At 63.2% G+C, this 24,381-nt stretch carries 19 protein-coding genes; 14 read left to right on the forward strand and 5 right to left on the reverse strand.

All coding sequences use genetic code 11. The features are described from left to right. The first annotated feature begins 6 nt into the window (after nt 1-6). The 10 genes from rpsI to AC1RTQ_RS04940 all read left to right on the forward strand — a co-directional run bounded on the left by rpsI (nt 7) and on the right by AC1RTQ_RS04940 (nt 12,694). On the forward strand, nt 7-399 hold the full coding sequence (gene rpsI / locus AC1RTQ_RS04895; RefSeq protein ID WP_003059002.1) for a 30S ribosomal protein S9: 393 nt from the start codon (nt 7-9) through the stop codon (nt 397-399). A gap of 211 nt (nt 400-610) precedes the next feature. After that, nucleotides 611-976 (forward strand): iron-sulfur cluster insertion protein ErpA, encoded by a 366-nt coding sequence (erpA, locus tag AC1RTQ_RS04900; RefSeq protein WP_003059000.1) that lies wholly within the window; start codon nt 611-613, stop codon nt 974-976. Between the two features lie 64 nt (nt 977-1,040). Beyond that, nucleotides 1,041-2,513: a multidrug transporter subunit MdtD gene (mdtD, locus tag AC1RTQ_RS04905; RefSeq protein WP_304351936.1), complete on the forward strand. Its 1,473-nt coding sequence runs from the start codon at nt 1,041-1,043 to the stop codon at nt 2,511-2,513. Between the two features lie 318 nt (nt 2,514-2,831). Then, a complete protein-coding gene (gene xdhA / locus AC1RTQ_RS04910; protein WP_492874565.1) occupies nt 2,832-4,442 on the forward strand; it encodes a xanthine dehydrogenase small subunit in 1,611 nt (536 codons plus the stop codon). Nucleotide 4,443: 1 nt separating this feature from the next. Further along, nucleotides 4,444-6,870 (forward strand): xanthine dehydrogenase molybdopterin binding subunit, encoded by a 2,427-nt coding sequence (gene xdhB, locus AC1RTQ_RS04915; RefSeq protein ID WP_492874566.1) that lies wholly within the window; start codon nt 4,444-4,446, stop codon nt 6,868-6,870. 162 nt (nt 6,871-7,032) lie between these two features. Further along, nucleotides 7,033-8,334 (forward strand): NCS2 family permease, encoded by a 1,302-nt coding sequence (locus tag AC1RTQ_RS04920; RefSeq protein ID WP_302092378.1) that lies wholly within the window; start codon nt 7,033-7,035, stop codon nt 8,332-8,334. Nucleotides 8,335-8,756: 422 nt separating this feature from the next. Continuing rightward, nucleotides 8,757-9,740, forward strand: a complete 984-nt coding sequence (locus tag AC1RTQ_RS04925; RefSeq protein ID WP_492874567.1) for an ABC transporter substrate-binding protein — start codon at nt 8,757-8,759, stop codon at nt 9,738-9,740. A gap of 12 nt (nt 9,741-9,752) precedes the next feature. After that, the gene (locus AC1RTQ_RS04930) at nt 9,753-10,610 is read left to right on the forward strand and encodes an ABC transporter permease (RefSeq protein ID WP_492874568.1); all 858 of its coding nucleotides are present in this window, start codon (nt 9,753-9,755) and stop codon (nt 10,608-10,610) included. Next, nucleotides 10,607-11,332 (forward strand): ABC transporter ATP-binding protein, encoded by a 726-nt coding sequence (locus AC1RTQ_RS04935; protein ID WP_492874569.1) that lies wholly within the window; start codon nt 10,607-10,609, stop codon nt 11,330-11,332. Before AC1RTQ_RS04930 ends, AC1RTQ_RS04935 begins: the two co-directional genes overlap by 4 nt. A gap of 12 nt (nt 11,333-11,344) precedes the next feature. Beyond that, a complete protein-coding gene (locus tag AC1RTQ_RS04940) occupies nt 11,345-12,694 on the forward strand; it encodes an LLM class flavin-dependent oxidoreductase (RefSeq protein WP_492874570.1) in 1,350 nt (449 codons plus the stop codon). A 28-nt stretch (nt 12,695-12,722) separates the two neighbouring features. Here the strand turns inward: AC1RTQ_RS04940 and AC1RTQ_RS04945 are convergent, their stop codons facing one another. Beyond that, the gene (locus AC1RTQ_RS04945) at nt 12,723-13,862 is read right to left on the reverse strand and encodes an anhydro-N-acetylmuramic acid kinase (RefSeq protein ID WP_492874571.1); all 1,140 of its coding nucleotides are present in this window, start codon (nt 13,860-13,862) and stop codon (nt 12,723-12,725) included. A 142-nt stretch (nt 13,863-14,004) separates the two neighbouring features. Beyond that, the gene (locus AC1RTQ_RS04950; RefSeq protein ID WP_492874572.1) at nt 14,005-15,363 is read right to left on the reverse strand and encodes a M23 family metallopeptidase; all 1,359 of its coding nucleotides are present in this window, start codon (nt 15,361-15,363) and stop codon (nt 14,005-14,007) included. A gap of 191 nt (nt 15,364-15,554) precedes the next feature. On the opposite strand from AC1RTQ_RS04950, the gene tyrS reads away from it, so the two are divergent. Next, nucleotides 15,555-16,787 (forward strand): tyrosine--tRNA ligase, encoded by a 1,233-nt coding sequence (gene tyrS, locus AC1RTQ_RS04955; protein ID WP_492874573.1) that lies wholly within the window; start codon nt 15,555-15,557, stop codon nt 16,785-16,787. A 196-nt stretch (nt 16,788-16,983) separates the two neighbouring features. Here tyrS and AC1RTQ_RS04960 read toward each other — a convergent pair whose 3' ends face one another. Further along, on the reverse strand, nt 16,984-17,964 hold the full coding sequence (locus tag AC1RTQ_RS04960; RefSeq protein WP_492874574.1) for a LysR substrate-binding domain-containing protein: 981 nt from the start codon (nt 17,962-17,964) through the stop codon (nt 16,984-16,986). A 104-nt stretch (nt 17,965-18,068) separates the two neighbouring features. Between AC1RTQ_RS04960 and glmU the strand changes: the two genes are divergently transcribed. Both glmU and AC1RTQ_RS04970 read left to right on the forward strand, forming a co-directional pair. Then, nucleotides 18,069-19,517, forward strand: a complete 1,449-nt coding sequence (gene glmU / locus AC1RTQ_RS04965) for a bifunctional UDP-N-acetylglucosamine diphosphorylase/glucosamine-1-phosphate N-acetyltransferase GlmU (protein ID WP_302092373.1) — start codon at nt 18,069-18,071, stop codon at nt 19,515-19,517. Further along, nucleotides 19,517-20,314, forward strand: a complete 798-nt coding sequence (locus AC1RTQ_RS04970; RefSeq protein ID WP_492874575.1) for a sensor histidine kinase — start codon at nt 19,517-19,519, stop codon at nt 20,312-20,314. Before glmU ends, AC1RTQ_RS04970 begins: the two co-directional genes overlap by 1 nt. A gap of 4 nt (nt 20,315-20,318) precedes the next feature. On the opposite strand, the gene AC1RTQ_RS04975 is transcribed toward AC1RTQ_RS04970, so the two are convergent. After that, complete coding sequence (locus tag AC1RTQ_RS04975; protein WP_492874576.1) at nt 20,319-21,452, reverse strand: sensor domain-containing diguanylate cyclase; 1,134 nt, start codon at nt 21,450-21,452, stop codon at nt 20,319-20,321. A 127-nt stretch (nt 21,453-21,579) separates the two neighbouring features. Then, entirely contained in the window at nt 21,580-22,080 is a 501-nt protein-coding gene (locus AC1RTQ_RS04980) for an Lrp/AsnC family transcriptional regulator (RefSeq protein WP_492874577.1), read from the reverse strand. 136 nt (nt 22,081-22,216) lie between these two features. Here AC1RTQ_RS04980 and glmS point away from each other — a divergent pair, with 136 nt between their 5' ends. Continuing rightward, on the forward strand, nt 22,217-24,133 hold the full coding sequence (gene glmS / locus AC1RTQ_RS04985; protein WP_492874578.1) for a glutamine--fructose-6-phosphate transaminase (isomerizing): 1,917 nt from the start codon (nt 22,217-22,219) through the stop codon (nt 24,131-24,133). The last annotated feature ends 248 nt before the right edge of the window (nt 24,134-24,381 follow it).

Below are 24,381 nucleotides of genomic sequence, written 5' to 3' on the forward strand. Positions count from 1 at the left end.
ACCTAGATGATTGGTGATTGGAATAATGGCACAGGCCGTCGCAAGTCCAGCGTCGCTCGCGTGTTTCTGAAGAAGGGCTCCGGCAAGATTACTGTGAATGGCAAAGACATTCAGCAGTACTTCGGCCGCGAAACCTCCATCATGATCGCAAAGCAACCCCTGGTTCTGACTGAGAACCTGGAGACTTTCGACATTCAAGTGAACGTCCATGGCGGCGGCGAATCCGGTCAAGCCGGTGCAACCCGTCACGGCATCACTCGTGCCCTGATCGACTATGACGCAGCTCTGAAGCCTGCACTGAGCCAAGCCGGCTTCGTGACTCGCGACGCTCGTGAAGTCGAACGTAAGAAGGTCGGTCTGCACTCCGCACGCCGCGCCAAGCAGTTCTCGAAGCGTTAATCCGCGTCCCCTGCAGGAAAGACTCTTCGGAGTCTTTTCAAGAAAAGCCGCCTCGAATGCAAGTTCCAGGCGGTTTTTTCATGGGCGGCCTGCGCCTTGTCCAGCGCTTGCGCAAAGCCCCCACTTGCTCTGGCGACAAACAGATACGGCCGGTATTCCCGAGCCCCTTGCTGTACCATTTCAGGCAATCAAGAAACTACGGAGTAATGCCATGAGCGCCGTTGCTGAAACCACGACCACCGAAATGCCTTCCCCCATCGTCTTCACCGACAGCGCTGCTGCGAAGGTGGCCGACCTGATCGCCGAAGAAGGCAATCCCGATCTGAAGCTGCGCGTTTTTGTGCAAGGTGGTGGCTGCTCCGGTTTCCAGTACGGTTTCACCTTCGACGAGATCACCAACGACGACGACACCACCATGACCAAGAACGGTGTCTCGCTGCTGATCGACTCCATGAGCTATCAGTATCTGGTGGGTGCCGAGATCGACTACAAGGAAGACCTGCAGGGCGCTCAGTTCGTGATCAAGAACCCCAATGCCTCGACCACCTGTGGTTGTGGCTCCAGCTTCTCGGTCTGAGTGAGATGATTGTCTGCGCGCCGGCCGCTCTGGTCTGGCGCTTGCATATTGCTTAAGCCGCTGCCTGTCAGCGGCTTTTTTGTTGCCGTGCCGCCTTGTTCCGGAGCTGCCCATGGGTGAGATGCCCGCTGCGCACCATAGTGCCCCCCATAAAGAAAGACTGCTGTGGCTGGTGGCCATAGGCTTTTTCATGCAGTCGCTGGACGCGACCATTCTCAACACGGCCTTGCCGGCCATGGCGACCGAGCTGGGCGAGAGCCCGATGAAGATGCAGTCCGTCATCGTGGCCTATGCGCTGACCACGGCCATGCTGATTCCGGCCACGGGCTGGGTGGCCGACCGCTTTGGCACGCGGCGCGTCTATGGCTGGGCGATAGGGCTGTTTGTGCTGGGCTCGGTGCTGTGCGCGCTCTCGCCCAGCCTGCCGTTTCTGATCGCGGCGCGCGTGGTGCAGGGCGTGGGTGGGGCCATGATGCTGCCCGTGGGGCGGCTGGCCGTGCTGCGCACCTATCCGCGTGGCGAGTTCATTCGCGCCATGAGCTTTATCGCCATTCCCGGCCAGGTCGGGCCGCTGCTGGGGCCTACCCTGGGCGGCTGGATGGTGGAGTACGCCAGCTGGCATTGGATCTTCTGGATCAATGTGCCCGTGGGCCTGATCGGGCTGTGGGCGACCTGGCGCTGGTTCCCGCGCAGCGCGCCCGTGCCCGTGCACCGCTTTGACGGCACGGGCTACGCCATGCTGGCCTTCGGCATGGTGGCCATTTCCATCGCGCTGGACGGCCTGTCCGGCATGGGGCTGGGCATGGCGCTGGTGGTGGTGCTCATGGTGTTCGGCCTGGCCAGCCTGGCCAGCTACTGGATGCATGCGCTGCGCGTGGATGAGCCGTTGTTCCCGCCGGGCCTGTTCAAGGTGCGCTCGCTGCGCGTGGGGCTGCTGGGCAATCTGTTCACCCGTTTCGGCAGCGGCGCCGCGCCGTTCCTGATCCCGCTGATGCTGCAGGTCGGCCTCAAGATGTCGCCCATGAACGCGGGTCTGATGATGCTGGCCACGGTCACCGGCAGCATGCTGGTCAAGCGCGTCGCGGTGCGCACGGTGCAGCGCTTCGGCTACAAGCGCGTGCTGCAGGTCAACTCGGTGATGCTGGCCTTGATGCTGGCCTCGTTCGGGCTGGTGGTGCCGGGAACGCCGGTCTGGCTGCTGCTGGTGCAGCTGTTCATCTTCGGCGGCTTCAACTCCATGCAGTTCTCGGCCATGAATTCGGTCACGCTCAAGGATATGGAGGGCGAGTCGGCCAGCAGCGGCAACAGCCTGCTGTCCATGGTGCAGATGCTGGCCATGAGCATGGGCGTGGCCCTGGCCGGAGCCTTGCTGACGGGCTTCAGCGATATGTGGCCGGCGCACAGCGACGAGCGCATGCAGGCCATTCGCGCGACCTTTGTGACGGTGGCTCTGATGACGCTGGCGGCAACGCTGGTGTTCAGCCAGCTCGATGCCGACGAGCCCGTGCGCCCGGCTCCGGATGGCGGCGACGCCTGAAAATTTGATAGCTGTTAGCGCTTTTCAATAAACGATTTCAGATAGTTTTGTCTTTGAAATTGTTGATTGGAGGGTGCTATTAGCTATTGATATAGGAGCGTGACTTCGCTCCCACTTCCTGGGACTTACCCGTAGGTAACCGGGTTTTGTACGGGTTCTCCCTTGATTTTGGTCATGGATATATGACGCACTACATAGCCCCTATGAGCGCGTCCATATGAGAAGCTGCCCCTGCAGGCGTAGCCTTCGATCTTGACGAATGCTGCGTTTGGAATGCATCTTGCATGCAGGCATTCAATCTCACCCAGTCCCACGATCATGAGCACCAGTCAGAACTCTCAACCGATACGCTTCTTCCACCGCGGCGAGGTGGTGGAAGTGCAAGGCCCGCACCCCACACGCTCCGTGCTGCAATGGCTGCGCGAGGATGCCCATTGCACCGGCACCAAGGAAGGCTGCAACGAAGGCGATTGCGGTGCCTGCACGGTCGTCATCGGCGAGCTGGCCGAAGCCGGCGATACCGAGGCCATCAACGGCCTGCGCCTGCAGACCGTCAATGCCTGCATTCAATTTCTGCCCAGTCTGCATGGCAAGGCCTTGTTCACGGTGGAAGACCTCAAGAGCCAGTGCGCGGGCAAGTCTGCCTGCGCCGGCAAGCCGGCGGTCCCGCAAAGCCTGCATCCGGTACAGCAGGCCATGGTGGAGTGCCATGGCTCGCAATGCGGCTTCTGCACGCCCGGCATCGTGATGACGCTGTGGTCGGCCTATGAGCATCACCAGCAGCAGGGCAGCGAGCCCACGCGCCAGCAGCTGGCCGACGAACTCTCGGGCAATCTGTGCCGCTGCACGGGCTACCGCCCGATTCTCGATGCCGGTCAGCGCATGTTCGATCTGCCTGCCGCGCGACTGGATACGGCGCCCGTGGTGGCTGCGCTGCAGGGGCTGAAGGCCGAGGCTGGCGATGCAGGGCTGAACTATGCGGCCCCCCAGGGCCTGCGCACCGACTTCTTCCACGCTCCGCGCACGCTGGCAGAGCTGGCCGGCCTGTGCGAGGCCAAGCCCAAGGCGCGCATTGTGGCCGGCTCCACCGATGTGGGGCTCTGGGTCAACAAGCAGTTTCGCGACCTGGGCGACATGATTTACGTCGGCGACGTGGCCGAGATGAAGCGCATCGAAGTGCGGCCCGACGCCGAGGGCGGCGAGCTGTATATCGGCGCCGGTGCTTCGCTGGAGTCCGCCTGGAGCGCGCTGGTGCAGCGCTGGCCCAGCCTGACCGATGTCTGGCTGCGCTTTGCCTCCACACCCATCCGCCATGCGGGGACCATGGGCGGCAATGTGGCCAACGGCTCGCCGATCGGCGACTCGCCGCCCGTGCTGATGGCGCTGGACGCCCAGATCGAGCTGCGCAAGGGCGAGCGTGTGCGCCGCATGCCGCTGACGGAGTTCTATCTGGACTATATGAAGAACCAGCTGGAGGCGGGAGAGTTCGTGCAGGCCCTGGCGGTGCCGCTGGCGGCCATGCAGCGCCAGGTGCGCGGCTACAAGATCAGCAAGCGCTTCGACTGCGATATCTCGGCCCTGTGCGCCGGCTTTGCCATCGAGCTCGATGGCGAGGTGGTGCAATCCATCCGACTGGCCTTTGGCGGCATGGCGGCCACGGTCAGAAGAGCGGCGGGCGCCGAAGCGGCCCTGCTGGGCAAGCCCTGGAGCCTTGAGAACGTGAAGGCCGCACAGGCTGCGCTGGCCCAGGATTTCAAGCCCATGAGCGATATGCGCGCCAGCGCCGATTACCGTCTCAAGGTGGCACAGAACCTGATTCAGCGTCTGTGGCTGGAAACGCGTGCCGACCAGCCGCAAAGTACCGAGGCGACCAGTGTCTGGAGCGTGATGCCCCATGTTGTTCCTGCCGCCGTGGAGCAAGGAGTCTGAAATGAACCACCCCCTTGAATTGACGAATGAACTGGTGGCGGAAGCCTTTGCCGACTACCGCAAGAACCAGGCCTATCGCATCGACGAAGTGACCGAGGCCAAGGCCCATGACCAGGGCGCGCGCGTGGGTGTCAGCCGCAAGCATGAGTCCGCACACCTGCATGTGGCCGGCGAGGCCGCCTATATCGACGACCTGCCCGAGCTGGAAGGCACGCTGCATTGCGCCCTGGGGCTCTCGCCCGTGGCTCACGGCCGTCTGACGGCGCTGGCGCTGGAGGCCGTGCGCGCCATGCCCGACGTGGTGGACGTGATCACGGCGGCCGATATTCCCGGCGTCAACGACTGCGGCTCCATCATTCATGACGACCCGATCCTGTGCGATGGCGAGATCCGCTACGTAGGCCAGCCCCTGTTCGCCGTGATTGCCCGCTCGCGCGATGCGGCGCGGCGTGCGGCTGCCCTGGCCAAGGCGGTCGCCACCATCAGTGAGCTGGCGCCCGTGCTGACGCCGCGCCAGGCCCATGAGCTGGGCCAGTACGTGATGCCGCCCATGCACCTGGAGCGCAGCACCCGCGAAGGCGGCGCGCGCGCCGCCATGGATGCCGCGCCGCACCGCCTCAAGGGCTCCTTCGATGTGGGCGGGCAGGAGCAGTTCTATCTGGAAGGGCAGATCAGCTACGCCACGCCCAAGGAGGACGGGGCCGTGCATATTCACTGCTCCACCCAGCATCCCAGCGAGATGCAGCATCTGGTGGCGCATGCCCTGGGCGTGGCTTCGCACTGCGTGCATGTGGAATGCCGGCGCATGGGCGGCGGCTTCGGCGGCAAGGAGTCGCAGTCGGCGCTGTTTGCCTGCGTGGCGGCCGTGGCGGCCACCCGGCTGCGAAAGCCGGTCAAGCTGCGCCTGGACCGCGACGACGACTTCATGATCACCGGTCGCCGTCACTGCTTCTGGTATGAGTACGACGTGGGCTATGACGATGAGGGCCGCGTGCTGGGCGCCGAGATCTCCATGGTCTCGCGCGCCGGTCACTCTGCCGATCTGTCGGCGCCGGTGATGACGCGTGCGCTGTGCCATTTCGACAATACCTACTGGCTGCCCGATGTGCTCATGCATGGCTATATGGGCAAGACCAATACCCAGAGCAATACGGCTTTCCGTGGCTTTGGTGGCCCCCAGGGCGCGATTGCCATCGAGAACATTCTGGATACGGTGGCCCGCAGCCTGGGGCGCGATCCGCTCGATGTGCGGCGCGTCAACTTCTACGGCAAGAGCGAGCGCAACATCACGCCCTACGAGCAGGTCGTGACCGATAACGTGATTCACGAGCTGGTGACCGAGCTGGAGGAGTCCAGCGACTACCGCGCGCGCCGTGCGGCCGTGAATGCCTTCAACGCCGGCAGTGCCGTGCTCAAGCGCGGCCTGGCGCTGACACCGCTGAAGTTCGGCATCTCCTTCAATGTGGCCCACTTCAATCAGGCCGGCGCACTGGTCCATATCTATACCGATGGCTCGATTCTCGTGAACCATGGCGGCACCGAAATGGGCCAGGGCCTGAACACCAAGGTGGCCCAGGTGGTGGCGCATGAGCTGGGCGTGGCCTTCGAGAATGTGCGTGTGACGGCCACCGATACCAGCAAGGTGGCCAACACCTCGGCCACGGCGGCTTCGACGGGGGCCGACCTCAACGGCAAGGCCGCGCAGGATGCCGCACGTCAGCTGCGCGAGCGTCTGGCCGAATGCGCAGCGCGCCTGCATGGCGGCGAAGCGCATGACGTGCGCTTTGCCAACAATGCGGTGCAGGTCAATGGCCAGAATGTGCCGTTTGCCGAGCTGGTGCGCGCCGCCTATCTGCAGCGTGTGCAGCTGTGGTCGGATGGCTTCTATGCGACGCCTGGCCTGCACTGGGATGGCAAGCGCATGAAGGGCCACCCCTTCTTCTACTTTGCCTATGGTGCAGCCGTCAGCGAAGTGGTCATCGATACGCTGACGGGCGAATGGAAGCTGTTGCGCGCCGATGTGCTGCATGACGTGGGCCGCTCGCTGAACCCGGCCGTCGATGTGGGCCAGGTGGAGGGCGCCTTTATCCAGGGCATGGGCTGGCTGACCACCGAAGAGCTGGTCTGGCATCCGCAAACCGGAAAGCTCACGACCCATGCGCCCAGCACCTACAAGATTCCTACTGCCAATGACTGCCCGCCGGTCTTCAATGTGCGCCTGTTCGAGGGTGACAACTATGAAGACTCCATCCACCGCAGCAAGGCCGTGGGCGAGCCGCCGCTGCTGCTGCCGTTCTCGGTGTTCTTCGCGATTCGCGATGCGGTGTCTGCCGCCGGCGAGCACCGGATGAACCCTCCACTGCAGGCACCTGCCACGTCAGAAGCCATCCTGCGCGCAGTGGAAGCCGTTCAAGGGCACACTGGCTAGTTTTTCCTCACAGGTGTTGTCGCCTTGCGGGGCGGCAGCCATTTGAGTCATGGCTGTTTGCCGCGGGGCAAGGCCATGTGCTGCGCCGCTCATTTGGCGGCGCAGGACCGGGCGCGTTCCTCGCGTTGCGCCTTGCATGCAAAACAACACGGAGACTATGCAATGAATTGGACAGAGCGGATATTCAAACTCAGGGAGCACAACACCAATGTGCGCACCGAACTGGTCGCAGGACTGACGACCTTTCTTTCAATGGCCTACATCATGTTCGTCAACCCCTCCATTCTGGGGGATGCGGGCATGCCCAAAGGCTCGGTCTTTGTCGCCACCTGCCTGATCGCAGCGCTGGGCTCGACCATTATGGCGCTGTATGCCAACTACCCGATCGCGCTTGCGCCGGGCATGGGGCTGAACGCCTATTTTGCCTACGTGGTGGTGCTCAAGATGGGCTATACGTGGGAGGCGGCTCTGGGGGCGGTGTTCATCTCGGGATGTCTGTTCCTGATCTGCACGATGCTGGGCCTGCGTGAGCTCATCATCAAGGGCATACCGCAGTCCATACGCGTGTCCATCACCGTCGGGCTGGGACTGTTCCTGGCGCTGATTGCGCTCAAGACCGCCGGTGTGGTTGCCGCTGACCAAAATACCTATGTGACGCTGGGCGATCTGCACAAGCCCGAGGTCATCATGGCGCTGCTGGGCTTTTTGCTGATCGTGGTGCTGGACCGTCTCAAGGTGCCGGGCGCATTGCTGATCGGCATCCTGGCCGTGACGGTGGCCTCGTTCTTCTTCGGCGGCAATACCTTCCACGGCATCTTCTCGGCACCTCCCTCCATCGAGCCCACCTTCATGAAGCTCGACATCAAGACGGCGCTGACCACGGGCTTCCTCAATGTGGTGCTGGTGTTCTTCCTGGTGGAGCTGTTTGATGCCACCGGCACGCTGATGGGCGTGGCGCGCCGCGCCGGCCTGCTGGTGCCTGAGCGCATGGGGCGTTTCAACCGCTCGCTGCTGGCCGATTCAGGCGCGATTTTCGTGGGCTCCATCCTGGGCACCTCCAGCACCACCGCCTATGTGGAGAGCGCTGCCGGTGTGCAGGCCGGCGGCCGTACCGGTCTGACGGCTCTCACGGTTGCCATGCTGTTCCTGGCCTGCCTGTTCATCGCACCGCTGGCCAGTGTGGTCCCCGGCTATGCCACTGCGCCTGCTTTGCTGTTCGTGGCCTGCCTGATGCTGCGTGACCTGACGGAAGTGCAGTGGGATGAAACCACCGAAGCCATACCGGCAGTCGTCACTGCGCTGATGATGCCTTTCACCTACTCCATCGCCAACGGTCTGGCCTTCGGCTTCATCACCTATGCGGTGCTCAAGCTGTGCACGGGCAAGGTCAAGGAGGTGCACTGGATCATGTGGGTGATTGCTGCCCTGTTCCTGTTCAAGTTCATCTACGTCGGCGGTCACTGAGCGTTCATGCGCTGATCGAACCCGGCCTGGCTCGATGGAGCCAGCCGGGCAGGACATCCAAGATGCGAAAAGCAGTCCGGCTACTGGTGGGTCGGGCTGCTTTTTTGCATTGCGAGCATCAGGCCTGCCGATGGCCTGTGCCTTGATGGGCAGAGGCCCGGGCGGGCGCCCATTTCCCTGGGCTTCTACAACATTGATTTCATGAGCATATTGCTGAATCAAAGCTTGTTGTGCGTTTGTGCGCCTGGCCTCGATGGGCGCCTGCCGTCTTAAGTGCCTGACAGCACAGCGAAATCCATGTGCGTCCGCTGGACCGGCACCGGCGCTCGGATGAGTTGGTTGTTTCCAAATTTGAAATCAATATTTTTGAATCGATCGACGGCTCCCTAGCATCTGCCCCATTGCATTCATGGGAGAAGAAAGTGGACAAGCGTCGATTTCTGCTGGCCGGGCCTTCGTGGCTGGCAATGGCGGCAGCCGGCATCACCGGTGCTGCGCATGCTGCGGTGGACGCCAAGACCAGGCTGGTCGTCGCTGACCAGAGCGAGCTGATTCGCCATCTGCTGGATGCAAGCGGCGAACGCAAGAAGACCGGCTTTCAGCTGGAGCTGCCCAATTTTGCCGGCGGTCCGGCCATTTTCGAGGCCATCCGCGCCGGAGCGCTGGACATGGCTTATGTCGGTGACACGCCCCCCATACAGGCGCGGGCCGCAGGCGTGAACCTGCCCATCATCGCGACTTTCACCCGGGCGAGAGCTGAATATCGTTTGCTCCAGCATGCCGGCGCGGGGGTGGAGCGCCTGAGTGATCTGCGTGGCAAGCGCGTGAGCTATGTGGAAGGCTCGGGGCGCCAGGTTTTTCTGATCGAGGCGCTGAATCGGGCGGGCCTGACGCTCAAGGATGTCACGCTGGTGCATCTGCGCGTGGCCGAACTCAACGATGCCTTGCGCGCCCGTGCCGTGGATGTCGCCACCATTGCCGAGCCGCATGTCACGCGGCTGTCCAGGCAGATCGGTGCGCGTGTGGTGCCTGATCCACTGGAGCGTCAGCTGCTACCGTCCACCTCCTATATCTATGCCCGTCCGGATGTGCTGGCCGATCCGCAGAAGGCCGAGGCCATCCGCGAATTCCTGGCCTCCTTCGTGCGCGCGGGGCGCTGGAGCAATACCCATCGCAAGGAATGGGAGCAGCATTACCTGCGCAACTTCCAGCGTCTCGATGCCGAGAGTGCGGCTGCCATCCAGGCTGCACAGGCTCCGCTCGAGTTCCAGACCGCTGCACAGGCTCAGCCTCACCACCAGAAGCTCATCGACATCCTGCATAGCGCAGGCAGTCTGCCCCAGCGTCTGGATGCCAGGGACTCCTTCCTGGCGAGCTATGACGGCGTGATCGTCGCCAATCGCTGAGGAGTGGCCGTGATGACACCGATTCCTCTGGAAGCGCGCTTGGCCGGCTGGCAGTCTCAGACCGGATCGCCGCTCGCCGCGCCACACCGCAAAGCCCCGGCGCTGGTGCCGGCCCGCCTGTCGCCGCGCATGCTGCTGGCCGGGCCGGTCCTGCTGCTGCTGGTGTGGGAGGCTGCGTCGCGCCTGGGCTATCTTGCGCCCGAGACGCTGACCGCGCCGTCGCAGGCCCTACGCACAGGCTACGAGCTGGCCCTCGACGGAAGCCTGCTGCCGCATCTGCTGGCTTCGGCTGGGCGTGCCTACACGGGGCTGTTTCTGGGCATTGTGGTGGGCGTGCTGCTGGCGCTGGCCGCCGGACTGAGCCGCAGCGGAGAGGCCCTGATCGATGGCCTGGTGCAAATCAAGCGAGCCGTGCCCACGCTGGCGCTGATTCCGCTGGCCATCATCTGGCTGGGCATCGGCGAGGCGATGAAGATCTTCCTCATCTTTACCGCAGTGCTGATTCCCATCTACATCAACACGCATGCAGCGCTGCGCAGCATCGACATCGGCCATGTGGAGCTGGCGCAGACGCTGGGACTGTCGCGTGCCGAATTCATCCGCAAGGTGGCGCTGCCGGGAGCCTTGCCGGGCTTTTTTGTGGGCCTGCGCATGGCGGTCTCGCTGTGCTGGACGGCGCTGGTGGTGCTGGAGCTGATCAACACGCAGACCGGCATCGGTTACTTGATGAACCGTGCGCGCGATTGGGGGCAGACCGATGTGATCGTGGTGGGCATCCTGATCTACGCGCTGCTGGGTCTGCTGTCGGACGCCGCGGTGCGGCGCCTGGAGGCACGTGTGCTCTCCTACCGCAGGTCGCTCGGATCATGAGCAATCCAGCATTGACCGGTTCCGTGCAACTGCACGGATTCAGCCGCAGCTTTCAAGGCAAGCAGGTGCTCGATGACATCCATCTCGATATTGCTCCCGGGCAGTTCGTGGCACTGCTGGGGGAGTCGGGCTCGGGCAAGACCACGCTGTTGCGAGCCCTGGCCGGCCTCGATGCCGAGGCCCTGAGTTCGGGCGCGGCGCTGGCGCATGGCAATGTCAGCGTGCTGTTCCAGGACTCGCGCCTGCTGCCGTGGCTCACGGTGCTGGACAACCTGACGCTGGGCCTGGACGCGCAGGCGGCCCGGTCCACTGCGGTGCAATTGCTGCGCGAGGTGGGTTTGGCGGACAAGGCCGCAGCCTGGCCTGCCACCTTGTCCGGTGGGCAAAAGCAAAGGGCTGCACTGGCTCGCTCCTTGTTGCGCGAGCCTCATGTGCTGCTGGCCGACGAGCCTTTCGGGGCCCTGGATGCCCTGACCCGCATGCGCATGCAGGGCCTACTGCGGCGCATGGTGGAGCGCATACGCCCGACGGTGATCCTGGTCACCCACGATGTGGATGAATCCCTGCTGCTGGCAGACCGGATTCTGGTGCTCAGGGACGGAAAGATTGCTGAAGACCATGCGCTGGATCTGGCCCATCCGCGGCGACCCGATCACCCCGCTTTCATGCAGCTGCGCGCGACCTTGCTGCGCAGTCTGGGTGTGGAAGCCGAATTTGCCTGAAAGAAGCTTGCCATGACAAGACAACTACACCTGAACCTGTTTCTGATGACACGAGGCCACCACGAAGGTGCCTGGCGTCACCCCGGCGCCAATCGCAAGGCCCTGACCGACCTGGATCTGTATGTGGATGCCGCCCGCATCGCCGAGGCGGCGAAGTTCGACGCCGTGTTTCTGGCGGACGGGCTGGTCGGGCCCGACAACGGGCAGATGGCCTCTTCAGGCCAGCTGGAGCCGCTGCTGCTGCTGGCCGCACTGGCGCAGCATACCGAGCGCATCGGGCTGATCGGCACAGCTTCAACCACCTACAGCCTGCCCTATACGCTGGCGCGGCAGTTCGCCACGCTGGACCATCTCTCCAAGGGGCGGGCGGGCTGGAATATCGTGACCTCCTGGCTGCCCAGGGCCGGCGAAAACTACGGGCTGCAAGAGAACGTGGAGCATGCAGAGCGCTACCGCATCGCCGACGAGTTCGTGGCCGCAGTGGATGCGCTATGGCGCAGCTTTCCGAGCGGGGCTGTGGTGGATGATGCCGAATCGGGCCGGTTCCTGGACATCGGCCAGGTGCGCCCCGTCAACTATGCGGGCACGCATATCCGTACGCGCGGACCGCTGAATGTGCCGGGCAGTCCCCAGGGCCGTCCGGTGCTGGTGCAGGCCGGGCAGTCCGAAACCGGCCGGGCCTTTGCCGCGCAATGGGCCGAGGCCATTTTCACGGCGCATGGCAGCAAGGAGTCGGCACAAGGCTTTTATGCCGATATCAAGGGGCAGGCGAAGTCCCTGGGGCGCAGTGCCGAGGGCATTGTGATTCTGCCGGGCATCAGCGCCGCGATTGGATCGACGGAGTACGAAGCCCGTCAGGTGTGGGAGGAGCTCGACAGCCTGACCAGCATCGACGTGGGGCTGGGGCGCCTGTCGGCCCGTTTTGGCGGCTATGACTTCAGCAGTCTGCCGCTGGACCGTCGGCTCACGCGGGACGACTTTCCGGACCCCGCGCTGGTCGAGGCTTCCAGGAGCCGTGCCATGGGCTATGTGGAGACCACGCTGCGCGACGGACTCACGCTGCGCCAGCTGCTCAGGCGACTGGCCGGCGCGCGCGGGCATCTGGCGATTGCGGGGACGCCCGAGCAGGTGGCGGACACGATTGAAGACTGGTTCCGCACGGGTGCTGCCGATGGTTTCAATGTGATGCCACCGGTGATCACGCAGCAGCTGGAGCTGTTTGCCAGTGAGGTCGTGCCCATTTTGCGCAAGCGCGGGCTGTTCCGCAGCGACTACCAGAGCAGCACGCTGCGTGGTCACTTCGGCTTGCCCGATCTGCCCGTGGTGACGCACAAGGCGCAGGCAGCCGAAGTCGCGGCCTGAGCCTGCAAGCGGGCCGGCAACTGCGCTGTCAAGCGGGGTGGATGGCGCCCAGAATGCGCGGGGCGCTGGCGCCCGTCACGCTGGCCAGATTGCCGGGCAGGCCCAGCAGGCATTGGCGTGCCAGCCAGGCAAAGGCGGCGGCTTCCACTTCCAGCGGGGGCAGGCCGCGCTCTGCCGTGGAGGCTACCGTCACGCCCGGCAGCAGGGCGGCCAGGCGTTGCATCAGATAGGTGTTCAGTGCACCGCCGCCGCAGACCAGCAGTTCGGTGCCGCCCCTGCCGAAACGCTGCACGGCATGGGCGCAGCTGGCGGCCGTGAATTCGGTCAGGGTCGCCTGCACATCGAGCGCGGCGGCCTGCGCCGCATGTTGCTGCAGATGCCGCTCCAGCCAGCCGGCATGAAACAGATCGCGCCCCGTGCTCTTGGGCGGCTGCTGGGCCAGATAGGGATCGCCCAGCATGGCGGCCAGCAGTTCGGGCAGGACCTTGCCGCTGGCGGCCCACCGGCCGCTGTCGTCATAGCTCTTGCCGGTATGGCGCAGGCACCAGGCGTCCATCAGCGCATTGCCGGTGCCGGTATCGAAGCCCAGCACCGAGCCGTCGGCATCCAGCACGCTGAGATTGGCAATGCCGCCGATATTGAGCACCAGGGCTGTTTCCCCGGGCTTGCCGAACACGCTTTGATGAAATGCCGGCACCAGCGGCGCACCCTGGCCGCCCGCCGCCACATCGCGGCTGCGCAGGTCGGCGACGACGGTGATGCCGGTCAGCTCGGCCAGCAGGGCGGGACTGTTGAGCTGCAGCGTATAGCCCGTGCCATCGAACATCTGCGGACGGTGGCGCACGGTCTGGCCATGGGCGCCTATGGCCGCGATCTGCCCGGGCTGGACGCCGGCTGCAGTCAGCAGTTGCTGCACCACCTGTACATAGTGGCGCACCAGTGCATTGGCAGCCAGGGCCGCGCGATGCAGCTCGTCCTGGCCGCCAGCGGTGTTGAGGGCCAGCAACTCGGCGCGCAATGCCGCGTCGAAGCCGCAGCTGGCATGTTGCAGCACGCGCGTTGCCTGGCTGAAGTCCACGAGAACCCCGTCGACGCCGTCCAGCGATGTGCCGGACATCAGGCCGATATAGAGGGAGCTTTGAGCGGCTTGTTCAATGGGATTGGGCATGGCAGATCAGACGGGTTGGCGTGCGGTTTACTATCTTAGCTATAGCGTTTGCGGCTTTCCTGGCTGTGGCTGCAAACGATCCTGATGCGGAAATGAAAAAGGGCTGCAATGTGCAGCCCTCAGGTTGTTTCGCGGCGATGGATCAGCGCGCGCTGGCCACGGCGAAGGCCTGCGTGCCGGCGTTGAGTTCGATGCGCATCTGCGCTGCCTGCTGCTCGAAGGCCGGGCGAGCGGCCTTGGAGATGGGCTGGGCGGCATCGGTGATCTGGGCAATGGTCAGCGGGTCGCGCTGCTCGCCCTTGTCGCGGAACTCGAAGTGCAGATGAGGGCCGGTGGCCCAGCCCGTGGAGCCCACGGCGCCGATGATGTCGCCCTGGTCCACGCGTTGACCGCGCTTGACGTCGATGCGGCTCAGGTGGGCATACACGGTGGTGTGCTGGTTGGCGTGATCGACAAAGATCACATTGCCGTAACCGTTTTGTACGCCGGCAAAGGACACGACGCCGTCGCCCACGGTGCGCACCTTGGTGCCCGTGGGTGCCGCGAAGTCGGTGCCCAGATGGGCGCGCCAGGTTTTCTGGATGGGGTGCACGCGCATGGAAAAACCGCTGCTGATGCGCGAGAACTCCACGGGGTAGTTCAGATACGCCTGGCGCAGGCTCTTGCCGTCCAGCGTGTAGTAGGCGCCTTTCTTGCCGGCTTCCTGGAACCACATGGCCTGATGCGACTTGCCATTGTTGTAGAACTCGGTGCTCAGCACGCGGCCGGCGCGCAGCGGCTCGCCATCGGCTTCCAGCGATTCATAGACGACGGCAAAGCGGTCGCCCTTGCGCAGGCCACGGCGGAAGTCCAGCTCGCCCTGGAAGATGTCGGCCATCTGCATGGAGACACTGTCGGGAATGTCGGAGGCATCCGTGGCGGCAAAGAAGGAGGAGCGGATCACGCCACCCGCGAGGCGGGGGCTGGCCGTGAGCTTGCCGGTCTCGATCTTGGACTGCAGCTTGCCGTCCACGCGTTCCACGGTCAGGCGCTGAAAGCTGCCGTCTTCGCTGGGGGCCCAGCGCACGGTCAGCTGGCTCAGCTGCTGGTCGGGCGTGGTCTCTGCGGACACCAGGCGGCCGGCGCGGCCCAGCACGTTCTGGCGCACGGCTTCATTGCTGCGCATGAAGGCTGCGGCCTGAGGGTCGGCAATGCCAAGGCGCTGCAGCAGCGACTCGGTGGTGTCGTTGCTGCGGGTGTATTCGGAGCGGTAGAGGGAGAAGGACTGCAGATCCGTCAGATCGGCCAGATCCTGGCCGGCGGCCAGGGAGGCGACGGGTTCGGTCAGTGTGCGTACGGGGAGGTCGGCGGGGTCGGGGCCCAGGCTGGCCACTGCGAAGGCACCGCTGCCACCGGTCAGCAAAACAGTCGCCAGCGCCGCCGTGGCGCGCTTGGGGTGTTTTTGCAGAGCCGATGTCAGCCGTGCAAGCAGGGCACCGCCGGCATTTTTCAAGCCAGTCATCAAAACATCAAATCCTTGGGAAAGCGTGTCGGTGGAGTTGGTATTTGTTACGACTGACACGTCTCCAGCAGCTCTACCGTGCCATAAGTCCATCCAAAGAGGTCTTTATGAGGGAGCAGTCTAGAATTGACCGTAACACCAAACCTCCAAGTATATCGGCCGCGTCCTACCTCGCCTGCCGAAAAACCCTTATGAATCAATCTGCTGTTACAAGTTTTCCCGTGACCGACAGAGTGAACCAGGCGCTGGAAGTCACTCTGCGTGGAGTCGATGAGCTGCTGCCGAGGGACGAGTGGGTCCAGAAGCTGGCCAGGTCCGAAGCCACCGGCGTGCCCCTGCGCATCAAGCTGGGTCTGGATCCGACAGCTCCCGACATTCACCTGGGCCATACCGTGGTGCTCAACAAGATGCGCCAGTTGCAGGATCTGGGCCATCAGGTGATTTTCCTGATCGGCGATTTCACCACGCTGATCGGCGACCCTTCGGGCCGCAACTCCACGCGCCCGCCGCTGACGGCCGAGCAGATCAAGCTCAACGCCGAGACCTATTACACCCAGGCCGCCAAGGTGCTGGACCCGGCCAGGACCGAGGTGCGCTACAACAGCGAGTGGTGCGACCAGCTGGGCGCGCGCGGCATGATCCAGTTGTCGGCCAAGTACACGGTGGCGCGCATGATGGAGCGCAACGACTTCCATACGCGCTTCACCGACGGCAGCTCCATCAGCCTGCACGAGTTTCTCTATCCGCTGCTGCAGGGCTATGACTCGGTGGCGCTCAAGTCCGATCTGGAGCTGGGCGGCACCGATCAGAAGTTCAACCTGATGATGGGTCGTCATCTGCAGGCTGAGTATGGTCAAGAGCAGCAGTGTGTGCTCACAATGCCGTTGCTGGTGGGCCTGGACGGCGTGCACAAGATGTCCAAGTCCAAGAACAACTACATCGGCATCACCGAGGACGCCAACACCATGTTCGCCAAGGTGCTGTCGATCTCGGACGAGCTGATGTGGGACTGGTACACCCTGCTGTCCTTCAAGAGCCTGGCCGAGATCGCTGCGCTCAAGGTCGAGATCGAGGCCGGCGGCAATCCCAAGCATGCCAAGGTGGCGCTGGCCAAGGAGATCACCGCGCGCTTTCACAGCGCCGAAGCCGCCGATGCGGCCGAGCAGGATTTCATCAACCGCTCCAAGGGCGGCATCCCCGACGACATCCCCGAGCTGAGCCTGTCGGGTGCGCCCGCCGGCATTGGCGCGCTGCTCAAGCAGGCCGGCCTGGCGGCATCGACCGGCGAAGCCAACCGCCTGATCGATGGCGGCGGTGTGCGTGTTGACGGCAACGTCATCAGCGACCGCGCTCTGAAGCTGGATGCCGGCACCTTTGTGCTGCAAGTGGGCAAGCGCAAGTTTGCGCGTGTCACGCTGAGCTGAGGGCCCTGGGGCGTCTTGCCCCATTCGCCCCATTCGCCTCTTTTGTGTTTCGCGCCACAGGGCAAGACCTTTGCCGCTGTGGCGTTGCCGAAAGAGGGGGTGGTAAAAATGAGAGCTGTTTACGCTTGATACATATGCGTTTCAAATCATTTTTTATTTGAAACCGTTACAGATCATGCGTGAGTAGCTCTCTTTTTTATTGCTCGCTGTGGCTCGCGCCTTGCATGGCGCTGCGGGTCTGCAGGGCTTCGGTCATCAGCCATTGGCAGAAGGCCTGCACTTCGGGCCGTTCGCTGCTGCGCGGGCCTTGCAGCAGCCAGTACGACAGGGGCGATGCCAGGCGATGCTCTGGCAATACCTCGACCAGGGTGCCGGCCGCCAGCGCATCGGCCACCAGCGGCAGGCGCGCGATGGCCAGGCCCTGGCCCGCCAGCGCGGCCTGCACGATCTGGTGGGCGTAGTTGAAGTACAGCCAGCGCGGCGGCTGCAGCTGGTCGCAGCCGTTGGCGGCAAACCAGCGCTGCCAGCTCAGCCACTCCAGCTGGGGCATGCGGTGCACGTCGCCGGTTTCAATCAGCGTGTAGCGGGCCGCATCGGCGGGGCTGCGCACGGCGGGGCCGCTCTTGAGCAGGGCTGGGCTTGCGACCAGCACCAGCTCTTCGCCAAACAGGGCCTTGGCCGCGGCATCGGAGACTCCGGCGCTGTAGCGTATGGCCAGGTCCACATCGGTGGTCTCCAGATCCACCACGGCGTCGCCCGTGTCGATGCGAATGTCGATATCGGGATGGGCGCGCTGGAAAGCTTCCAGGCGCGGAATCAGCCACATGGCGGCAAAGCTGGCCCAGGTGGTGATGGCCACGCTCTTGCGGCCCACAGTCTGGCGGATCTGGCGCACGGTGGCGTCGATCGACTCCAGCGCAGGTTGCACGGCATGCAGCAGCTGGGCACCGGCACCCGTCAGTTCCACGGCGCGCGAATGGCGCAGAAACAGCGGAATGCCGACCTCGTCTTCCAGCGACTGGATCTGTCGGCTGACGGCAGACTGGGTCAGTGCCAGCTCGTTCGCTGCGGCACGAAAGTTCAGGTGTCGGGCTACGGCCACAAAGGCGCGCAGATGGCCTGCGCCGACGGCGCGGGTGCGAAGCAGCGGAGTGGGGCTGGTGGTTGCATGAGGCATGGCAGGCAAAGCATAAGGCGTTTGCGGCCACTGTTGCCTGCGCTTGCAGTTGCCGAGCACGGCTATGGGTCGATAATCAGGCGGTTTTCATCCCACAAATCAATATGACTGCACCTCTGGACATCGTCGTCATGGCTGCCGGCAAAGGCACCCGCATGAAAAGCCGCCATCCCAAGGTGCTGCAAAAGCTGGCCGGTCGTGCCCTGTTGCAGCATGTGCTGGATACCGCTGCGCAGCTCAAGGCGCGCTCGGCGGTGGTGGTGACGGGCCATGGTGCTGCAGAAGTTGAAGCGGCCATCGCCGCTGCCAATGGCGCGAGTGGCGCGGATGGCACCCATGGTGCAATGGATCTGAGGTTTGTGCGCCAGGAGCCCCAGCTGGGAACCGGCCATGCCGTGCAGCAGGCCGTGCCTGCGCTCAAGGACGATGGTCTGGTCGTGGTGCTGTCGGGTGATGTGCCGCTGACCCAGGCCGACACGCTGCAAGGTCTGCTCGATGCCGCAGGCAGCGACAAGATGGCGCTGCTGACCGTGACCATGGCCGATCCCACGGGCTACGGCCGCATCGTGCGCAACGATGCCGGCACGGTACAGCGCATCGTCGAGCAAAAGGACGCCAGCGAAGCCGAACGTGCCATCACCGAGATCTACAGCGGCATCATGGCCGTGCCAGCCAGGCATCTGACGGCCTGGCTTGCCAAGCTCGACAACAACAATGCCCAGGGCGAGTACTACCTGACCGATATCGTCGCCATGGCCGTGGCCGACGGCGTGCCCGTGGTGGGCCACCGCATTGCCGATGCACTGCAGGTGGCGGGCGTCAACAGTCCGCTGCAACTGGCCGAGCTGGAGCGCGCCCACCAGCTGCGCCAGGCGCGCCAGCTGATGGAGCAGGGCGTGCGCATGGCCGATCCTGCGCGCTTCGACCTGCGTGACGATGCTCGCGGCACCAAGGCCAGCCTGAGCTGCGGCCAGGATGTGGAAATCGACGTGAACTGCATCTTTGCCGGCAAGGTGACGATTGGCGCCGGCGCCAGGATCGGGGCCAACTGCCATCTCAGCAATGTGAGCATTGCCGAGGATGCCGTGATCCACCCCTTCACGCATATCGATGGCGAGAAGGCCGGTGTGGAAGTGGGCCAGGGCGCGCTGATCGGCCCGTTTGCCCGCCTGCGCCCCGGAGCCAGACTGGGCCGCGAAGTGCATATCGGCAACTTCGTGGAAGTGAAGAACTCCACCCTGGCCGATGGCGCCAAGGCCAACCACCTGGCCTATCTGGGCGACGCCACGGTGGGCGAGCGCGTGAACTATGGTGCAGGCAGCATCACTGCCAACTATGACGGCGTGAACAAGCACCGCACCGTGATCGAGGCCGATGTGCATATCGGCAGCAACTGCGTGCTGGTGGCTCCGGTGACGATTGCCGCCGGCGGCACGGTGGGCGGTGGCTCTACCGTGACCAAGAATACGGAGGCAGGAGCGTTGACGGTAGGACGTGGCAGGCAGGTCAGCATCCGCAACTGGAAGCGCCCTGAGAAACTGCCCAAAGCCTGATGGAACAAGTGCAGCAAGCTTTGGAGCGCCTGGCGCCTCAGTCCCTGGACGAGGCGCTGGCGCTGCTGGCCAGGCGCGAGGCCGAGCTGGCCGCCTTGCGCACGGCCCAGCAGGAATGGATGCATGCCGTCTCGCATGATTTGCGGGCGCCGCTGCGCCATCTGCTGGCTTTCAATCCGCTGGTTGCCGAGTTGCTGCAGTCCCCCAGCCCTGGTGTCGAGGACCTGGAGGAAGCGCGCAGCTTTTTGCAGACCATGGACCAGTCTGCCCAGCGCATGGCGGCCATGTTCGACGGTTTGCTGCAGCTGAATCGGGCTCAGATGCATGTGCTGCGGCCGCAGCCCGTGGACTTGCAGGCCTTGCTGCCCGGTATTCGGCAGCGTTTGCAGGCTGGCTCGGAAGTCCGAAGCATCGAGTGGTGTCTGCCTGCTGCAGCGCCCATGTTGCTGGCCGATCCTCATCTGCTGGAGCAGGCTTTGACTGCGGCTCTCGCCAATGCCGTCAAGTTCACGCGCACCATGTCTCTGGCGCGCATTCAGGTCGATGTGCAGCGCGACGGGCAAGGCGGTTGCTGCATCTCGGTGACGGACAACGGAGTCGGCTTCGAGCAGGCGCGCGCGGGCAAGCTGTTTGGCGTCTTTCAGCGCATGCATCGCGAGGCCGAGTTCGAGGGCCTCGGTGTCGGTCTGGCACTGGTGCGCGATATATGTCGTCGCCATGGTGGCGAGGCGGAAATCCAGGCCCGGCCCAATGCGGGATGCCAGTTGCAGATGCACTGGCCAACCTGCCTGCCCTGAGTGCTCAGACCACGTCGCGGTCCAGGTTTTCCTGCCCGGCGCTCGATGGGCTGATTCGCGTGGATTCCGCTCGCATGGGCATGGTCGAGGGACTGTGCTGCCGCTCGGGTTGCTGCGTGGCATCCATCACCTGGTCGCGCCCGCCGCTCTTGGCGCTGTAAAGCGCACTGTCGGCCGCTTTGATCCACTCGGTCACCGAGCCAAAACTGTGATCGGCGGCCGCAACGCCGATACTCGCACTGAGGTGCAGCTGTGGATATTCGCGAATGCGTATCTGAGCAATTTTTTCGCAAATACGCATGGCGACCGAATATGCCTCCTTGGCCGTGGTGTGCTTGCAAAGCACGGTGAATTCATCGCCACCGTAGCGCCCTGCAATATCGTTGTTGCGCAGGCTGCTTCTAATCGCCAGCCCGATCATTTTCAAAACATCGTCGCCCACAATATGGCCGTACAGATCATTCACGCTTTTGAACCGGTCAATGTCAATCACCAGCAGGCAGGTCTGCTCCTTGACGGTGCGGTGCTGGTGCAGCGCGACACGGGCTTTCTTCCACCAGTAATCGCGGCTGTATACCGTGGTCAGCGGATCAATGCGCCCCAATAACTTGAGCTGCAGGTTCTGCCTGGCCAGAGCCTTGAGCATCCGGCTGTTGGACCAGCTGGCATAGGCGCTGTGCAAAATGATCAGCGGCAGCAGGCTGAGCTGCACCGCCAGTGGTGCGTCCCATTGCGGGGTGGGCGTTATGGCGATGCCCATGAACAGCATGCCGCACAGCAGCGCGATCAGGGAAGGCAGCCAGCGGCGCTTCAAACCGGTATAGAAGCGGTCGGCCACGCCGATGGCCAGAATGCAGATGCTGGGCAGCAGGCCCCAGTGCATCAGAGAAATCCAGCAGCCGACGATCAGCGCATCTATCAGAGAATTGAAATACTCCGCATGGAACTGATCCTGTTGCCGGCTCGAATGCAAAAACGCAATATGCGGCCATAGCAGCGCACTGACCGCAGTGAATGCCCACCAGGCGAGATTGGTCGGGAGATACGACAGGCTCGCTGCCACCACTGCTCCGCCCAGTGCCATATAAGAGGCGCGTAGAGGGTAGGTCCGGCGGTGAATATCTCGATGCAAGGGCATCTGGTGGAGTTGGCTTAAGTCAAGGTTGCGAGAATAATCCAATTAATACAATTTGTATCAATCATTGAGGGGCTTGCGCGGCGTCCGCACCACACATGGCGGTCCAAAAATAAAGGCGTGCAAGTCCCTAATGATTGGGGACGGGCAAGGGCAGTGCGGTACTGAATTTGGCTCGCTTGATGCTGAAGAAGGCTTTGACATTGCGCACATTGGCATCCTGCGTGAACAGCTTCTGGCTCAATGCCAGGTAGGCCGGCATATCGATGCTGGCAATGACAAGGATGAAGTCGGGGCCGGGAGAGACGCGCCAGCATTGCTGCACGCCTGGTTCGGCCACTGCTTTGTGCTCGAATTGCAGCAGTGAGCTGCTGTCTTGTCGGTCCAGCGAGACTTCCACAATGGCCTGCAGGCCATGACCGGTGAGGCGGGCGATGTGTTCGCTGCTCAGAATGGCGACTTGTTTCTCGATCAGGCCCAGCTCCTGCAGGCGCTTGACCCGGCGCAGGCAGGTAGGGGCAGACAGCTCGAGATGCCGGGCCAGGGCCTGGTTGCTCAGGCTGGCATCCAGCTGCAATTGCTGTAGCAGTTGCAAGTCGGTATCGTCCAGATTGATGGAATTTTCATTCATTTATATGAATTTTATTGAATAAATAATCAATATTCCGATTTGGTGAAATTTTCAATCATTTCGTTGTTTTTATTGATTGAAAATTTTTTATTGCAGCCGTTAGCATGCTCGCTCAAACAACCTAAGGTGTACCTCTATGTGTGGCATTGTTGCTGCGGTGTCTCATCGCAATATCGTTCCGGTTCTGGTCCAGGGTCTGCAGCGACTCGAGTATCGCGGTTATGACTCCTGTGGTGTGGCTGTACAGGCCGCAGATGCCAACGGCTTGAGCCAGGGCTTGCAGCGCGCGCGCTCTACAGCCCGCGTGGCCGAGTTGATGGAGCAGGTCAAGACCGAGCATGTGGAAGGTTTCACCGGCATTGCCCATACCCGCTGGGCCACTCATGGCGAGCCTGCGGTGCGCAATGCCCATCCGCACTTCAGCCATGGTCCCGGCATCTCGCCCGTGGCCGATGCCGATGCACCGGCACGCGTGGCATTGGTGCACAACGGCATCATCGAGAACTACGAAGCCTTGCGTGCCGAGCTGCAGGCCAAGGGCTATGTATTTGCCAGCCAGACCGACACCGAGGTCATTGCTCACTTGGTGGACAGTCTCTACAACGGCGATCTTTTCGACGCCGTGCAAGCCGCAACGGCTCGCCTGCATGGCGCCTATGCGATTGGCGTGATGCACCGGGACGAACCTCGCCGTGTGGTGGGTGCTCGTGCCGGCTCGCCGCTGATTCTGGGTGTGGGCAAGGACGGCGCGGAGCATTTCCTGGCCAGCGATGCCATGGCGCTGGCGGGTGTGACCGACCAGATCGTGTACCTGGAAGAGGGCGATCTGATCGATCTGCAGCCGGGACGCTACTGGGTCATCAGCAAGAGCGGCGAGCGCCTGACAGAGCAGCAGCGGCCGGTCAGAACCGTGATGGCGCACAGCGGCGCAGCCGAACTGGGCCCTTATCGCCACTATATGCAGAAGGAAATCTTCGAGCAGCCGCGCGCTTTGGGCGATACGCTGGAAGGGCTGAAGAACATTGCCCCCGAGCTGTTTGACGGGGTTACTTCGGAAGGCAAGACCGGCGCGGCGGCCTGGCGAGTATTCAAGGAAATTGATCGGGTCCTGATTCTGGCCTGCGGCACCAGCTATTACAGCGGCTGCACGGCCAAGTACTGGATAGAGGCGATCGCCGGCATTCCCTGCAATGTGGAGGTGGCCAGCGAGTACCGCTATCGCACCAGCGTGCCCGATCCCAAGACGCTGATCGTGACCATCAGCCAGTCGGGCGAGACCGCCGATACATTGGCGGCCCTGCGCCATGCCCAGAGCCTGGGCATGAAGCACAGCCTGACCATCTGCAATGTGGCCACCAGCGCCATGGTGCGCGAGTGCGAGCTGGCCTACATCACGCGCGCCGGCGTGGAGATCGGCGTGGCATCGACCAAGGCCTTCACGACACAGCTTGCAGGCCTGTTCCTGCTGACGCTGGCGCTGGCTCAGTCCAAGGGACGCCTGGCTGAAGAGAAGGAGCAGCAATATCTGACGGCCATGCGCCACCTTCCCGTGGCCCTGCAATCCGTGCTGGCGCTGGAGCCGCAAATCATCAGCTGGGCTGAAGACTTTGCAAAGAAGGAAAACGCACTGTTCCTGGGTCGCGGCATTCACTACCCCATTGCACTGGAAGGTGCGCTCAAGCTCAAGGAAATCAGCTACATCCACGCCGAGGCCTATCCCGCCGGCGAGCTCAAGCATGGCCCGCTGGCACTGGTGGACAGCCAGATGCCTGTGGTCACCGTGGCTCCCAACGACGAACTGCTGGAAAAGCTCAAGAGCAATATGCAGGAAGTGCGTGCGCGCGGCGGTGTTCTCTATGTGCTGGCCGATGCCAAGACCAATATCGAAAGCAGCGAAGGCATGCATGTGATTCGCATGCCCGAGAACTATGGTGCGCTGAGCCCCATCCTGCACGTGGTGCCGCTTCAGCTGCTGGCCTATCACACGGCGGTGGCACGCGGCACCGATGTGGACAAGCCGCGCAACCTGGCCAAGTCGGTCACGGTGGAATAAGCCAATGGCTTCGTGCCACGAAAAAGCGCTCCATGGGAGCGCTTTTTTGTTTGGGCATGGCAGGAGGATGGCTGGCTTCAGCGCTGGCTAGACTCCTGCCGCTTTGAAGACCCGGCGCAGTACCTGCATGGGCAGAAACTTCACGCGGCGGCGTTTGAGTTCATGTCGGTAGAGGCGCTCCCTCTCAATGAAGTTGATTTTTTCTTTCATTGGATGTGTCTGGATGGCTAACCCGACTAATCTAACAG

It is taken from the genome of Comamonas sp. GW821-FHT11H03 (genome assembly GCF_058807955.1).